The 15,269-nt window shown below is 56.7% G+C and carries 8 protein-coding genes; 1 reads left to right on the forward strand and 7 read right to left on the reverse strand.

All coding sequences use genetic code 11. The annotated features are described in order from the left end of the window. Positions 1-25: 25 nt before the first annotated feature. A complete protein-coding gene (locus G491_RS0114305) occupies positions 26-2,680 on the forward strand; it encodes a response regulator (protein ID WP_084511524.1) in 2,655 nt (884 codons plus the stop codon). A 112-nt stretch (positions 2,681-2,792) separates the two neighbouring features. On the opposite strand, the gene G491_RS0114310 is transcribed toward G491_RS0114305, so the two are convergent. The 7 genes from G491_RS0114310 to G491_RS0114345 form a co-directional block, all read right to left on the reverse strand. Next, complete coding sequence (locus G491_RS0114310) at positions 2,793-3,566, reverse strand: sirohydrochlorin cobaltochelatase (protein WP_028315075.1); 774 nt, start codon at positions 3,564-3,566, stop codon at positions 2,793-2,795. Positions 3,567-3,568: 2 nt separating this feature from the next. Continuing rightward, positions 3,569-5,089: a carbon-nitrogen hydrolase family protein gene (locus G491_RS33975; RefSeq protein WP_051327271.1), complete on the reverse strand. Its 1,521-nt coding sequence runs from the start codon at positions 5,087-5,089 to the stop codon at positions 3,569-3,571. Between the two features lie 297 nt (positions 5,090-5,386). After that, positions 5,387-6,280 carry an energy-coupling factor transporter transmembrane component T family protein gene (locus G491_RS0114325; protein WP_028315076.1) on the reverse strand — a complete coding sequence of 298 codons (894 nt, stop codon included), beginning with the start codon at positions 6,278-6,280 and terminating at the stop codon, positions 5,387-5,389. Beyond that, a complete protein-coding gene (locus tag G491_RS0114330; protein ID WP_028315077.1) occupies positions 6,277-8,193 on the reverse strand; it encodes a hypothetical protein in 1,917 nt (638 codons plus the stop codon). The genes G491_RS0114325 and G491_RS0114330 overlap by 4 nt, the downstream gene beginning before the upstream one ends. A 6-nt stretch (positions 8,194-8,199) precedes the next feature. Continuing rightward, the gene (locus G491_RS0114335; RefSeq protein ID WP_157468295.1) at positions 8,200-9,648 is read right to left on the reverse strand and encodes a WD40 repeat domain-containing protein; all 1,449 of its coding nucleotides are present in this window, start codon (positions 9,646-9,648) and stop codon (positions 8,200-8,202) included. 263 nt (positions 9,649-9,911) lie between these two features. Next, positions 9,912-11,627, reverse strand: coding sequence for an ABC transporter ATP-binding protein (locus G491_RS0114340; RefSeq protein WP_028315079.1), 1,716 nt, complete (start codon positions 11,625-11,627; stop codon positions 9,912-9,914). After that, positions 11,606-15,187 carry a cobaltochelatase subunit CobN gene (locus G491_RS0114345; protein WP_028315080.1) on the reverse strand — a complete coding sequence of 1,194 codons (3,582 nt, stop codon included), beginning with the start codon at positions 15,185-15,187 and terminating at the stop codon, positions 11,606-11,608. The genes G491_RS0114340 and G491_RS0114345 overlap by 22 nt, the downstream gene beginning before the upstream one ends. Between the last annotated feature and the right edge of the window lie 82 nt (positions 15,188-15,269).

Genomic DNA, 15,269 nt, shown 5'->3' on the forward strand with positions numbered 1-15,269 from the left:
GATGGATAATCATTAGGGAGAGACCATGGACGAGGACAAGGCGAAAATCCTTATCGTTGATGACGAAAAGATCCATATCAGCGTTCTGACGAAATTTTTGTCCGGTGATTATGACGTTAGAATCGCCTTGAACGGCGCCGAGGCCTTGATGCGGGCCAAGGCCGATCCTCCCCCGGATTTGATTTTACTGGACGTGATGATGCCCGAAATGGATGGGTTTGAAGTCTGCCGGCGGCTGAAAAGCGACAAGTCCCTGAAAAGCATCCCGGTCATCTTTCTCACCACCAAGGACGACGAAGAAAACACGGCCAGGGGCTTTGAACTGGGCGCGGTGGATTTTATCCGCAAACCTTTCAGGCCGGCCGTGCTGTCCGCCCGGATTCGAACCCATCTGGCCATGTCCAATCAAAAGCAGCTTTTGGAGCAGCAGGTCAAGGAACGCACGGCCGAGTTGGTGAAATCCCAGAAAAAGCTGCGCGACGCCATGGGCAACCTGTTGACCATCCAGGTGGCGCCCGGGGTGTTGTGGCTGCAGGTTCCCGAGGCGGACTTGCGCATTCTTTGCGGCTGTCCGGGCGAGGTGGTCAAGCTTCTGATGCTGAAAGGGCTGAACGCCCCGGCCTTTAAGGACGGAGTGAACTTCGAGACCGGCCCCAACGTGATATTGCTGTCCGACTTGCTGGTCCAAAACGGCCAGTTCGCCAATTTGTCCGAGTTTCCGGTTTTGCAAATGCTTTACCGCCAGGGCATGATGATTCCCGGCCACCCTAACAACACGGGCGTCAAGCCCATGCTTATCGGCTCCGCGGAACAGGTTCGCGCCCAAATGGAGTATATCCACCATGGCAATTACGGGCTTTTAAGCAAAGAGGAAATCATGGCCGCGGGGATAGATGAGGACCTTGCGGAATCCATGATGCGCGTGAAGCTGAAGTTTGCATTCGGCAAGATCAAGAAGCCCTACGAGTTTCTGGACACCCTGGAGATCGACGATACTCTTCAGGAAATCCGCAACGGCGTTTTTGTGCGGCGAATCGGGTTTAACCAGTTTCGGTTCCATTACCGTGAACGATTTGCCGACATTGACCTGAATCTGCCCAAAGACGTCCACTATCCCTCGCCCTACCCCTTGGGGCGCCATCGCCTCCAGCGGCATTATTTTTCCGTGCTGCACACCGGCGAAGGCGACGGCTGGAACACCAAAAAGCCCAGTATGAGCAGCGTGCTCATGTTTCAGGGCCGCATATATCTGGTGGACGCCCCGCCCAGCGTCATGAACGGCCTCTCTGCCCTGGGCATTGACATCAGCGAGGTGGAGGGCATTTTTCACACCCATTCCCACGACGATCACTTTGCCGGCCTGCCCGACCTTGTGCACACGGACCGGCGCTTGAAGTATTTCGCCACGCCCCTGGTGCGCACCGCCGTGGCCAAAAAATTTGCCGCCCTGACCTCATTGCCCGAGGAAAAGTTTGAACAGTTTTTTGACATTCACGATTTGGAATTTGATACATGGAATAAAATCGGCGGTTTGGAGGTAAAGCCTTTATACTCCCCCCATCCGGTGGAGAACAACTTGTTTTTATTCCGGGCGCTGGACTGGAACGGACACCGCACCTACGCCCATTGGGCCGACCTGACCTCCTTCGAGGTCCTGGATAAAATGACCGGTGAAGGGCCGGAAGACGTTTCGCCTGATTTTGCGGAAGCCGTCAAGAAGAGTTACATGATTCCCGCGGCAATTAAAAAGCTCGACATAGGGGGCGGCATGATCCACGGCGTGGCCTCTGATTTCATGGATGACGACTCGGAACGCCTGATACTCGCCCATCTGGAACGGGACCTGACCCCGGAGGAAATGGAAATCGGGTCCGAGGCTTCGTTCGGGGCGGTGGACGTTTTGATTGCCGGGGAACAGGGGCATTTGCAGCAAAAGATTTTCGATTATTTAAGGGAGATGTTTCCCGAGTCTTCCGAGGACGAAATCCGCATGTTGATGAACGGGCCCATTGTGGACCACAACGCAGGCGCCATTCTCACCAAAAAAGGCCAGGACGCCGATGTTGTCCGCATGCTGTTGGCGGGCGCCGTATTGTTTGTGGACTCCGAGCTTGGCATAAGCAATCAACTGGGGTTCGGCTCGTTTATTGGACTGAAGCAGGTTTTTGAAAAAGACGCCAGAACCGCAGGAACCTACCGGGCTGCCTCCCATGGGTCTTCGCTGCATATCCACAGGCGGCTTTTCAGGACTTTTTTAAAGAATAACGGAATTATGGAGGATTTCGCCGAGCGCTTGAAGAAAATCCAGTTTCTCCGCCGCACCTGGCTGTTCGGGGAAAACACATCGTTTTCCTTTCTCGACCGTCTTTCCAAGCAGGTTGAAACCACCTATCTTCTGGATGGGGCGCAAATCGATTTATGTTCGGATGCGGGCCTCTGCCTGATTGAACAAGGAGGGGTAACCGTAACCAACGGCGCCGGAGGCGTCAAAGGCGAACTCAAGGCGGGGGATTTTTTCGGCGAACATTTTCATACGAAAGAGAATTTTGAAAACCCGGTTTTTTCAGCCAAAGGCGATTGCGCTTTAATCAACATTCCCAGGGATGAGATTTTCAACGCCCCCATCGTGCATTGGAAAATCCTGGAAACAAGACGCAAAAGAGTCCGGGTGCTGTATTGAAGGACGGCGCTGCCGAAATTTTGGTCCTGAAATCAGGCGCTTTGCGATCCAGAATGGATAAGCTGGGGGGGCGGCTATAAAAAGAAAGCCGCCCTCCCCTTGATTGCTTTTTTTAAGAAGGTTGAACCATATCCAGGGCGCCCATGGTGTGACGGGTAAACAGGGACGCCACTTTGGGATTTTGGCCCAGGCCCTGGGCATGCAACTCCACCTGGAGTCCCTGCTCTTCAAAGGCTGACTTCCACGAATCCTCCTCGCCCGCCAGGTCCTCCTCAAAATGCACTCCGGAAACGAGCATGAAGGGCGCCAGCAGCACACGTTTGAAACCCTTGTCCCTGACTTCCTGAACCACGTCCTCCTGCTCGGGAATGCCTTCCTCCACAACGCCCACAAAGGCTTTTTCGCCGTAGGTCTTTTTTAAGACGCTGGCCATGGCCGTGTACATGCTCCAGGCCGGATGGTCCGTGCCGTGGCCCACCAGGACCACGGCCTGATCTTCCGGGCCTTGAAAAAGAGGCTCAAGAATTTCAGAGACTTCCATGCAATCCTCGGGCGAGGACAGCAGCGGCAGGCCCATGGAAACCCGGATAGGGCCGGTTCTTGCGTCGTCCACCAGCCGATAGAACTCGTGGCCGCAAGTGAGGTGCAACGATTGCAGCACCGCCCATTCATGACCGGCCTGGTGCAACAGGTCGAAAACCTGGTAGGGATGCAAAACCTCCCGGCCCGCCTTTTTACGCACCTTGGAAGCCACCATCCGGGAGGTGAAGGCCCAGTGGATGTCGTGGCCGGGGAAGGTTTTTTTGTAATAAGCGTCAATATCGTCGTACGCGGCCATGGCGCGCGTGGATGTTCCGAATGCCGCCAATATGATTGGAGTGTTCATTATTATTCTTCCTGATGGTTATGTTTTTTCAATAAAATAGAGTAATTGATTCGTTCCTGAAATCGCTTGGTCCGCAAGCTGGCTGTATCCAAAACTATGGAGGCGGCCCCGGTTTTATCCTGGGGAGCGACCGTCCAGGGGCCGTGGCCTTCCGGCGGGAGGATAACCCCGGATTGGTCATTGGAGCTGCAAACCAGCGCCAGGCGGTCCAACGTCCTGCCGCCCATAAGCATGTGATCGTCAGGAGTAAAGCACTCCTCGGAAACCACAACCAGGTCGCAGCCCTGCTTGGCCAGGGAAACCGAAACCTCGGGGTGTCTTAGAGCCTCCTTTTCCAAAAAGGCTATCCTGAGCGGGCCGAAATCCACGGTTTGCAAGGGTTCATTAGGATTTTGCGCTGCGCCGGAAAATGGGGCTATTCGGGTTATTTTTCCCGGTTCGGCCAGGACCGCCATGGCCGGCCCTCCGTTTTCCTGCAACAGGGCGGCCGCGGCGATGTTATGTGTATTGGCCAGGCTTTCCAGAACTCCAACCGGGTTGCCGGCCGTGAAGTTTTTCGGCAAAACAGCCAGTCGGGGCGCATCGTCGCCGTCCTTTAATACGGATTTCATAAGGCCTGGAATGTCGCCGCCAATGAGGGCGAAAATTTTGATTTCTCCGGACTTGGGCAGGCCTAACCAGTCGGTCTGGTCCGGGATCATCCTGAGATCCAGGTAGATTTCTCCGTAATATTCCGGCTTTCGTTGATCCATGATTTTACGTCTGCGGCTGGAAGGCAGTTTGCCGTTCTCCAGCAAGGGGAGATCCGCGATAAATACGGCGGAATCCTGGCTGGACTCCACTAAAAGCGCCTTGCCGTTATGGTCAATGAGGCAGGATTGGGCGTCCGCGCAATCCATGAGCCGATCCTGGCCGGTGCGATTGCAGACCGCCATGGCGAATCCGTTTTCCAGAGCCCGAAGCCGCCAGAGGTCCACCGGGTCCATGCCGGAAGGAGGCCAGTTAGCCGGGACGACAACCAGGTCCGCGCCTTGCAAGGCCAAAGTGCGGGGCATGAGGCCGTAATAGGTGTCCGAGCAAATCAAAACGCCCACCTTGCCCCAGGGCGTTTTAAAAACCGGGTTTTGGCTTCCGGACCCAGGGCAGGCCCAACGGGCCTCGCCGTTTACCTTGCGATAAGTGCAAACCACTTGTCCTTCCGGCCCGATCACCACGGCGCTGTTGTACATAATGCCTGTGCTTTCGTCCTTTTCAGGCATGCCGACCACAATATAGGCCTGGTTTTCCCGTGCGATGGGGGCCAATGCTGAAACACTAGGGCCTGACAGGGGCTCGGCCAAGGGAAAGACGTCCTGCCGGCCGGTGAATGAGTACCCGGACACCCCCATCTCCGTATTCACGATGATTTTAGCGCCATGGTCCGCCGCCTTGCGGTTCAGTTCAACCAAAGCGGCCCGGTTTTGTTCCGGCTCTTTATATTGTACATTCAGGTGAATCAGCCCGATTCTTAAAGCGTGAGTCATGATTGTCCTTTCCCTGCATTCATGGTTGCAGCCGCTCTACTTTTCCGCCGGCAAGGGCCGGACATAAGGCAGCAGTTCCAATGGGTTATCGCAGCTTACCCCCAAAGCGCCCAGCGAGACGGCATGGTCGAAGCGCTTTTTCAAGTCGTGCGCTCCCCACAAGTATACAATAACCGGCGCCCCGTGTTTGTTTAATTCATCAAAGCCTGTTCAAAGGTCGAGACTGTCCATTCCGTGATTTTACCTTGGGCGCTTTTTAAATGTAAGGCCTGGATTTCAGCATTCAAACCTCCGGAATTAAATATAATGCCTGCAAATCATGTAAATATTGCGCAGGGAGGAGTTGTAGTACAGGCCTCCCAGATACAGCCAGTAGAACGTCTTCATGCACAGGATGCACGCCACCGCCCAGAATCCCAGCCAACTGAACAAACGCGCCCCAAAAGGCATGGGTGGGATGTACCGGCGGCTTTGGTTGTTGGCCGGGGAAAAGGCCCGGGACTGCAACGAAAGGGCCAGGATGACCGAGCGCCGGTATCCGTTGACGATCACCGGCCTCACGAACATGATCCAGTTGGAGGCCAGCGTAAACGGATTAGGGGAGAACACGCGCATTCCCCGCACCTGCCAGGCCCGCCGGACCGTAGACGCCTCCTGCATGATCCCCGGAAGAAACCGAAGCGCAGTGACGGACATAAAAGCCAGAACATAAGGCGTTCCGACTCCTAAAAGCCCCTGCATCAGGCTTCGGGCGTCCGTGCTCCAGCACAGGGCCAGGCCCAGCATCATCATAGAGGTAAAGCGCAGGGACTGAATCGCCCCGTGGCGAAATCCCTCCCGGTACACGTTCATTTCCCCGGTCAGCCAGCCAAGCAGGAGATTGTCCGGCTCCACCAGGTTAAGCAGCACGGTGCGCGGCTCCCCGTAATAGAATATTGCCTGGGAGAACATGGTTCCCCAGGTGACCAGGGCCGCACCGAAAACCAGCCATGCCAGTTGTCTGGCCGACAGCCCCGAGCACAGGGCGGCCAGCAGACACAAGGCGCCCATGGCGCACAGGGAAAACAAGGAATCCAGCAGCACGGAAAGCACGCTGGAGTAAAGCAGGAGCAAAATCCTGGCTCGCGGGTCAATGCGGGTTAAAACGCCGGGCTTTCCCTGTGCTTTGTTTGTTGATGTTGAACCGTTCATTCCTGCACCATCTTAAGGGTGTTGGAAAAGCGTTTGCCGAAATACACCCCAATGCCCGTGTATACGAATCCGTTGAACAAAATGGATAAAAAAATGTACCACCGGGCGAAATACAATCGGTAGAAAATCACGTGCAAATACACGCTGGAAGCGTTGAGCAAGGCGTCCGCGGCGCCCAACAGCAACGCGGCTGCCAGGGTGTTGAACCAGGTCCATTCAAATTGATCGCCCTTGCGGGTGATTCCCGAGGCGTACAAGGCGCTTTCCTTCAGCACCAGGGCGGTTCCCATGTACAGGAAGTCCAGGACATGGAAGCCGCCAAGCATCATGCCCGCCAGCAAATACCGGACCAGGTAGGTCAGGGTGGCCACCCCGGGCCTGGGTATCAATCGCAACAGGGCGATGAGCATGGAGAAGTAAACGAGGTCGTTGAAAAAGCCCAGCACAAGAACCGCAAAGGGGCCGAATAAAGCCGTGATGACCGAATTGAAAATCCGCAAAGGAACGTTGACGCCCGCAAAGGTCACGGCCCCGAAAAAGGAAATCACCACCAGGTCCTGCTCCGAAGCGCTTGCAATCAGTTTTTTAAAGTTCAGGACGAAAAATATCAGTCCGCCCAGGCTCAGAATCAGAGAGCCGCACACCACGCACGCAGCAATCAGGTTGGTTCCCGTCACGTACAAAGGCCTGACAATCTCGTGGACGGGCAGGCTGGCGCCCATGGGATATATGCTGATTTTCCGGTCGTAGATCCCCGGATTAGGGGTTCCGTTTATAAAAATCGGGATGATTACGGTCGTGGATTGTTGGGGCGGCAGGGTCGCAGAAACAGCCGCGCTTTGGTCCTTTAACTTGCCGGTGAAGCGGTCGGGAGGATAAAAGGCTTCGGGCGTCCTGTCCGTTTGGTGGGCGACAATCCGGGACGTAACCAGCACGGACAATTCTTCCTTTCCGGAGTTAAAAAGAGAAACAGCCTGGTGCGTGTACGGGGCGAAATTGTTTTGGGGCGGGGGAGTCGTTCCCAGAATTCGGCCCAGCTGCCGGAAGATTTTTGTTCCAAAAAACAAGGTATCGGGCTGGTTTTTAGCGTCAAACAGGCCCTTGGCCGAGACAGGCGCCTGGGCGTTGGCCGCCTGCACCCGGCGGCGGAATTCCTTCATGGGGATGGGCGATAGAACCACAACCCGGGTGTACACGGACTCGCCGGCGCCATCCTTCCTGACCACTCTGGCCCGGCATGTGACGGGGGCGTTTCCCTCGGCCATGACCCGGAACACAAAATAGGCAAGTTGGCTGTACGCCTCCATGCGCGCATGCAAGTGAAGCGTGCGGCCGTCTTCTTCCTCAACAACCTTGGCGTTTTGGGGGAGTTCAAGCAGGGCCAGTTCGCCGGGAAGGCTTATGGTCATGGCGTAGTCGGCCGGAACATGGCCGTAATGGCGCAAGATCAAGCCGCCAGTTACGGCGGCGCCTTGCACGGCGGAGCTGGCTTTTTCCCCGGACTCCTCCAGGCCTTTCAGGGAAAAAGGCGTTTCGCGCCCGGAATAGGGAACGGCGAAATGCACGGCGGCGCCCTGCAACAGCTCCCGGGGCGCCCGGACACTGGTTTTGACCGCGCCCTCTTTCAAGCCTGTTTGCACGGTGTACAGAGCCTGGGGCTCCCAGGACATGGGCAGGCTCAGGGATTTTTTCGGCCTGCCTTGAAAGCGCTGACGCAGCACAACGCCTCCCTGGGAGTCCAGAACCTCCACCATGGAGACCGGGACCGGGTTTTCAAATTGCAGGGTCAGGCCCTGCCGGGTGAACTCCACGTCCGGCGCTGCGTCCGGCCCGCCATTATTGCGGGCCTTGCACGCCGGAAGCGCCAGCAGGCACAATGCCGCGGCAAGAATCAATTTAAGGCTATGCGGCATGGCTCCTCAGTGCACAATATGAACCCGGTACTCCCCGATCAAGGTTTTGCCTTCGTCCGGGGAATAGGGATATTCCGTAATGGCTGTATAACGGCCCGACCGGGAGGCGTCGCCCATAAAAAAGACGCATCCCTCGGTAAAGTATCGATAGACCATGGGATTTTGGTTGTGAACGGCCCGGCTGGCGTCAAACAGCGCCATGCCGAATTCATCAGGGTTGGCCGCAGCCCTGTCATCCGTAATGCCTACCGCGACCCACCTTCCGTCGTCGGAGGGGAAAACTCCCTGGACGGACGCGCTGCATTGCCATTCCCACAAAGGCTCTCCCGCCAGGGTGAAGGCGCAGACTGAATGGCTGCGGGGGTGGGGCGCGGGCTTGCTTTTACTGCTTCCTGAAGCCGTGTTGGGCGGGATGGTGGTTCCCGGCAGGCCGAACAATATGGCTTCTCCCGCAATTTCCGCATAGGCGATGGAAGAAGCCACGGGAATATTTCCGTTCATGACCGGAGTTCCTATGTTTTTCACCCACAACGGGGTCACGGGCCGGTTTTCATCCTGTTGCGTTTTAAACAGCATGCCCCTGCCGTCGTTCAAACCCAATCCCACATATTGTCCGTCCCGGGAGACAGCTATGCCTTGCCAGGCGGAAACCATGTTGTAGTAGGGCTCCAGGGGCGGGGGGGAGTAATCCCACTGCACGGCGCCGGTATCTCCCTTCAGGCAGTATAGGGCGCTGTTTTTATAGGGGGAGGGCCGGGTTTTGGCGGCCGCCCAGGTGTCCGTCATCAGGGCCAGGGTTTTTCCGTTTTCCGAGGCGCCGGCCCAGGTGATTCCATAGGGCAGGTTTTGACCTTCGGGCCATGCCCAATTGGGCTTTCCCGTATCTCCGTCCAGAAGGTAGACCCTGGAATCGTATATGAAATCCTCGCCTTTGTACCGGCCGTGAAGTCCGATTACGAGAAGGTCTCCGTCAGGCAGGATTTTCATGAAATAGGGCCCGGGAAAATTGTATATGCGGAAACTGTATTCACCGCTGTCCGGGCTGGAGGAGCCAAGGTCATCGGCCAGCCGGCATTTCCATTGGACATCGCCGGTCATGGCGTCCATGGCGTAGATAAAGCTGTCCGGGCTCTGCTCGCCCACGTATAAAGTCCAGCCGTTCAGCTTTTTTCTCCAGCAAATCCTTTTAACCATGCCTTCGGCCACCCGTTTTTCCAGGATCACATTTCCCGTTTGCACCTCGACAACCCGCAGGCGCCCGAAGAAGCAGCCTATGGCCAGATACTTTTCGTCAGGCGAAAACTTGAGGCAGGTGTCCGGGTTGGCGCCCTGGCCTTGAAAATCCTTCATTTTCTCCAATGGGATTTCCGCAACCAAAAGAGGCGCCGGAAGTTGGGGCGCGCCCAGATCCAAGGAAAACTCTCCCAGGGGCGTCTTTCCTTTTATCCGGTACAATGCTCCCGGCTTCCACTCAAAAGGCAGAACAATATTTCCCCCGGCTGTGCGAAACCCCTTCGAAAAGGGGGAAGTAAACTCCAGCCCCCCATTTGGACCGGTGACGGATAGCCTTTCCAGGTCAGGAGAGGAAACGGCCAAGCCCTCCCTTACAAACAAGACGTCGGGCTGGGGGGCGGGCTCCCTGCTGCACCCTGTGCAAAGAATCAAAACGAGGCAACATACGGATAACAATCGTATAACTATTTTATTATTTGGAAAATTCAATTTTGCGCTTCCTTACCTGATTGGAATCGATCCATCCATTCCCCGGCCGTAACCAGGGGCGGCGCCGTTTTGGTCGCAAAGGACAGCTCCAAGGCGAAATGGGGGACGACGCCCGCCCGGTCCAGCAGATCCCGGGCGCCGAGCACCTCTTTTACCGGCCCGCGGGCAATCACCCTTCCTTGGTCCAGAAGGACCAGTTTTGCGGCGTAAGCGCACACAGCGCTCAGGTCGTGCGAGCAAAAAATAATGGATCGCAAGGTCTTTGATTTTTGAAGCAATCCCGCCATGTTGAAGATATTTCGTTTGTTCTGGCCGGTGGTGGGCTCGTCCAGCAACAGCACACGCGGTCCCGGGGATAGGGCTGCCGCCAGGCTCACTTGCAGCCGTTGCCCGCGGGAGCAGGACCAGGGCGGCATGGAAGCCAGTTTTTCCAGGCCGAAAACCCTTAGGAATTCCATGGCCTCCCGCCAGGCCTGTTTTTTGGGGACGCCTTTTTGCAAGAGGCCCTGGGCGATTTCTTCCGTGACGCTGTCCTGGATTAGAAGCAGGTCCGGATTTTGAAAAACCATGCCGATCTCCCTGCCCAGGAGGGCTTTGCGGCCGCGCTTTTTCCCCAAAGGCCGGCCGTTCATCAGGACTTCGCCGGAATCGGGCTTAAGAAGGCCCGCCAGGACGCTTAGCAAGGTGGACTTGCCGGACCCGTTTCTTCCCATAACGGCTAAAGCCTCCCCTTTTTCCAGGGAAAAGGAGACGTCTTTTAGTACGGGCTCACGGGTTTTGGGGTACGTGTAGCAGAGGTTTTTTACCTCAATAAATGGCGCGGCTTCCCGTTCAGCCCTTACAAGGGATATGTGATGGGAATTCAGGGGCAAAAGCGGGAAGACCGCGCTATTCATAATATCTTCCACAGAGGGGATTGATTTGGATTGTATGTTTAAGCAAGCTCCCAAACGAACGCCGGCTGGAATTTCCAGGCCGAGTTTCGTCAATTGATCCTGATAACCGCCGATTGCATCGGGCGAAAAGTCCAGGACCAGTTTTCCTTTGTCCATAATCAGAACGCGGGAGGCGATCCGCAAGGCCTCGGAAAGCCTGTGCTCCACAAGGATGATGGTCAGGCCTTCCTCCCTGAGGGATTGCAAACATCCAAGCACGTCCCTGGCGCCCGCCGGATCCAACTGGCTGATGGGCTCGTCCAAAGCCAGGATCGGGGCGCCCATGGCCAGTTGGGCGGCTATGGCCACCCTTTGCTTTTGGCCGCCGGAAAGGGTTTGGATTTTGACGGAACCAAAGCCCTCCAGGCCCACGCGGGCCAGGGCCTGGGAAACCAAATCGGGAATATGCCGGGGATCCACGCCTATATTTTCCAGGCCAAAGGCCAGTTCGTCCTCCACGTATTCGCAAAACAACTGATCGTCCGGGCTTTGAAAAACCAGGCCGGCCTTTTTCGCCATTTCGGGCAGGGTTGACTGACCGGAATTAACGCCTTCCACCCAAACCTCTCCTTGCATAATCCCGGAGGATGCGTGGGGGATGATGCCGCTGACAGCCTTCAACAGCGTGCTTTTGCCGCAGCCAGTAGGTCCGGCGACAAGGACGCACTCCTGTTTTCGGATGGAGGCTGATACGGCGTCCAGGCTGTTTTTGTCTCCCGAAGGGTAGCGAAAGGAGACCTTATCCAATCGCACCATTACCGGCTTGTCAGTTTCCATGCATAATCCCACTTTTCCACGTCGTCTGCGGTCATAACCGTCACCTCGCCGCCCTGGAATTCTCCCTCGACATCCCCCATTATTTCCTCCATGTCCCCTTCGATTTCCAAGGCCTGCTCCCGGACTGCGTTCAACCGGTCTTCGTCCGCATCCCATAATCCCCGGGAATGGGCTTCCAGCAAACGGCGCGTAATTTCCTCCATGGCGTAGGGATTGTTTTCCTTTAACCATGCCGCGTTCTCTGGGTTGTTTATATAGGTATCCACCACAGAGTCGAACATCCAGGAGCCCACCTCGCCGCTGGTCGCGCTCCACCTGAAGAGATTGTTCACCCGGCCGGACACGCTGGAGGCGCCTTTGTATCCGTGCCTTTTCATGGCGTCGATCCAGTGGCGGTTAAAGAGCTTGGCCCGGGCGGAACGCTCCAGTTCCTCCTTGAAATCCACCACCTGGGCCTTGCCGGAAAATCCGTCGTCGGCCCACAGCGTTTTGGGCTGTTTGCCGCCCAGGCCTCGCGCCGAGGCCGCCATGCCGCCCTGGAAGCTGGCGTAGCATCCGCAGTCGAGCAGGTCGTATTCCCGGGAGAATTGGCGCATATAAGCCACGTCCAGGCTTTTCAGGCGTTTTGCCAGCATATTGTGGGCTGCCCGGCTGCCTTGCAGGTCGCCGTAAGCGTGACCGCCCCAGTTGATATAGGCTTCGGCGAGATCTTTTTCATCGGTCCAGGCGCTGGCGTCCACGGCCAGGCCCACGCCGATGCCATAAGTTCCGGGCGCGGAGGAAAACACCCGGAAAGTCGCCTTCCGGAACATGGCGGAGTCATCCAGGGCCTCGTCCAGGGATTGGGACATTTCCTCCATTTCCTCCTGCACATGCTTGCGGATGAAATTTCTTTCCAGGGGTTCATCCAAGGCGGCGGCCATTTGCACGGCTTTGTCCGTCCACTTACAGAAATTGGGAACCAGGTCCCGGACAATGCCCGAGGTCTGAATGGTCACGTCCACCCTGGGGCGGGGAATTGTTTTTCCGTTTGAAAGCTCCAGAACCAGGGACTCCAGGCTTAGTACGGCCAGGCCTTCCAGCCTGCCGGAATAGCTCCATTTGGGCATGACGCCCATGAGGTAGAGGATTTGGGCGAAGACCTCGCCGTCGCACTTGAACGCGTCCGAACTCCACAGGCTCACGCCCACGTTTTCGCAAAAACTCCCTTCCTCCTCGTAATATTTCAGAAGCAGACCGTCAGCCAGTTCCTTGCCCACTTCCCAGGCCGCCGCCGTGGGGACCGCTTCCACGTCCGTGGCGAAAAAATTCCGGCCCGTTGGCAGGGCCTCGGTCTTTCCCTTGAGCAGCGAGGCGGAAAGTCCCGGCTCCACGTATTCTCCGTTTAAGGTTTTAAGCAGGTATTCCAGCTCCCTATGAGACTGGGCCAGTAAGGCTGCGGTATGGGGCTCGTCAAAAACCGCGCCTTTGCCGCCCTGGCGGATGGAATCCAGGTACAGGGCCGTGTCCTCCTCGTTGGGGTTTCGACCCAGAACATGCATGCCGTTAGGCATGAGGGTCTCACGCGCTCTTTGGATATGCCGGGAAACCAGAGGCAAGGCTTTCTTAAACCCGTTTGAGCCGTTTTTATTGAGCATGCCAAGGCTATCCATGAGGGGCGTCATATCTTTTTCCAGGCGGGCGCGGCGGGCTTCGTCCCGGGAGGCCTCGGCTTTTTGGTATTGAACGAGCAAATCCTCCAGGTCCCGCATTTTATCGCCCAGGGGAGCGGGAAGGTAAGGAGGAGTCAGGTGATCCACCAGAACGGCCCGAGCCCTGCGCTTGGCGATTATCCCCTCTCCCGTGACGTCCATGGAATACACATAGGCGTTGGGAATCTGGTTCAGGCAAATATCGGAATAGCAAAGATGGGACATGGCGGCCCGCTTGCCCGGAAGATACTCCAGGGCGCCTTCCGTGCCGAAATGGATGACGGCGTCGGACGTGCGTTCGATAAAATGATAGGTCGCCAGAAAATTGTGGGGCGGCGGGATTTCCGGGTCGTGCAGGATGCGGCACACCTCGCCGTTGCACTTGGCGCCGTAGCAGCCTCTTTTGGGCTGAAGCATGATTTTCAGGTTCCCGTATTCCAGCCCGGTAATGACGATTTGTCCGTCATAGACCATGCCTTCACCCGGAAAACGGTCCCAGGCTTCGTTAACCCGTTTGCGGATGGAGTCCGGCAGGATGTCGAACCATGCTCCGTAATCCCATTGGTCCATCATATACAGGGCGCCGCCCTTGTTGACGATTTCGTCCACCGTGGTCCATCGGAATTCGCTGATGGCCTTTTTTTCCATGATGGCGTCCAGGATTTCCTGTCCGGTTTCCGGGCAGTCCCCTACGTCGTAACCGGCCGCCTTAAGCTCTTTGATGACCGCCGCGAGGCTTTCAAACACATCCAGGCCCACGGCGACGCCCACGGTGGCTTCCACGCCTTTGCAGGGCGCGTTGTGCAGTACGATGGTCAGCTTTTTATCCTGGTTGGATTTGTTACGCAGGACCGTCCAGCGCGCCGCCCTTTTGCAGGCCGCTTCCACACGTTCCGGGATGGGAATGTATTTGCGTCCTCCGTGAGGGTCGGCGTCCGGGGCCGTCGCATCGGCGCCGGCGACCATGATGGGCTCGATGGCGCCGGCCATTTCAGGCTGGGCCAGTCCGTATCCGATGGAAAAGGACGGCATGCCTTCCGGATCGTTCAACCATTCCTTCGGGGTGCGCTGGTGGTTGCGTAAAAGCTGCATGACCGGAACGTTAAGCCTGCTTAGAACGGGGTAGTCCTCGGCTTTGGAAAGAAGCCTGCCGGCCAGGAGATTGAGAATCACCTGTACAGGCGCCTTTTCATCCTGGAAATAGTCCAGCCAGGGATACCGGTCTTTTTCCGGCAGAGCTCCGTCCCCGGGGCCTTCGCAATACACGCACACGGGAAAAAGCCCCTGCTTTTCCAACTCCGGAATCACGGCGTCGATATCGTCCTTGTTGTCCTCCACAATCTGGCCGTAGTAGCAAAGCACGCCCGCCGCGTTATTTTGCGGGGACCGCCCCCTGGATTGCGACCATTCCAGGTATTGGGAGAGATCCGTGAACGTTTTTTCAGACTCCGGGTGGTATATTCCATAGGTTCGAACCGCCTGTACAGGTTCGTAAGATATATCCGACCCGGCGCAATGGCCTAGAAACCGAACTCCTTGTTCGTAATTTTTGGCGGAAAGATGCTCTATATAACGTTGGAATGCGGCGGCTTCCTCCTCACTAAACGTGGAAAAGGCCGGGTCCGCCTCCATGCCCACGGCGATCCTGTGGAGGGCGGTTTGAATTTGCTCCCGGATTGCAGCGTACTCAGGGAGACTGGCGGAAAGATCCGCTATGACCATGTCCGGCGCAAATTCCCTGACGGCCTCGGCTGCACCGGGCCTTTGCATAAATAACCGCAATGTCAGGCCTGAAGGCGCCAGGGCCTTGGCTGCTTTACGCCAGGTTTTTTCCGAAAAGCCGTAACAACGAACATACGCTATTTTCATGAGAATCCGCCTTTATTATTGAAGGGCTTCCCGGCGCCTGGGAGCGGTTTGCAGACGCCGGAAAACCCTGGGTGGACAAGCA

Origin of the sequence: Desulfatibacillum aliphaticivorans DSM 15576, from assembly GCF_000429905.1 — a bacterium.
GTDB lineage: Bacteria > Desulfobacterota > Desulfobacteria > Desulfobacterales > Desulfatibacillaceae > Desulfatibacillum > Desulfatibacillum aliphaticivorans.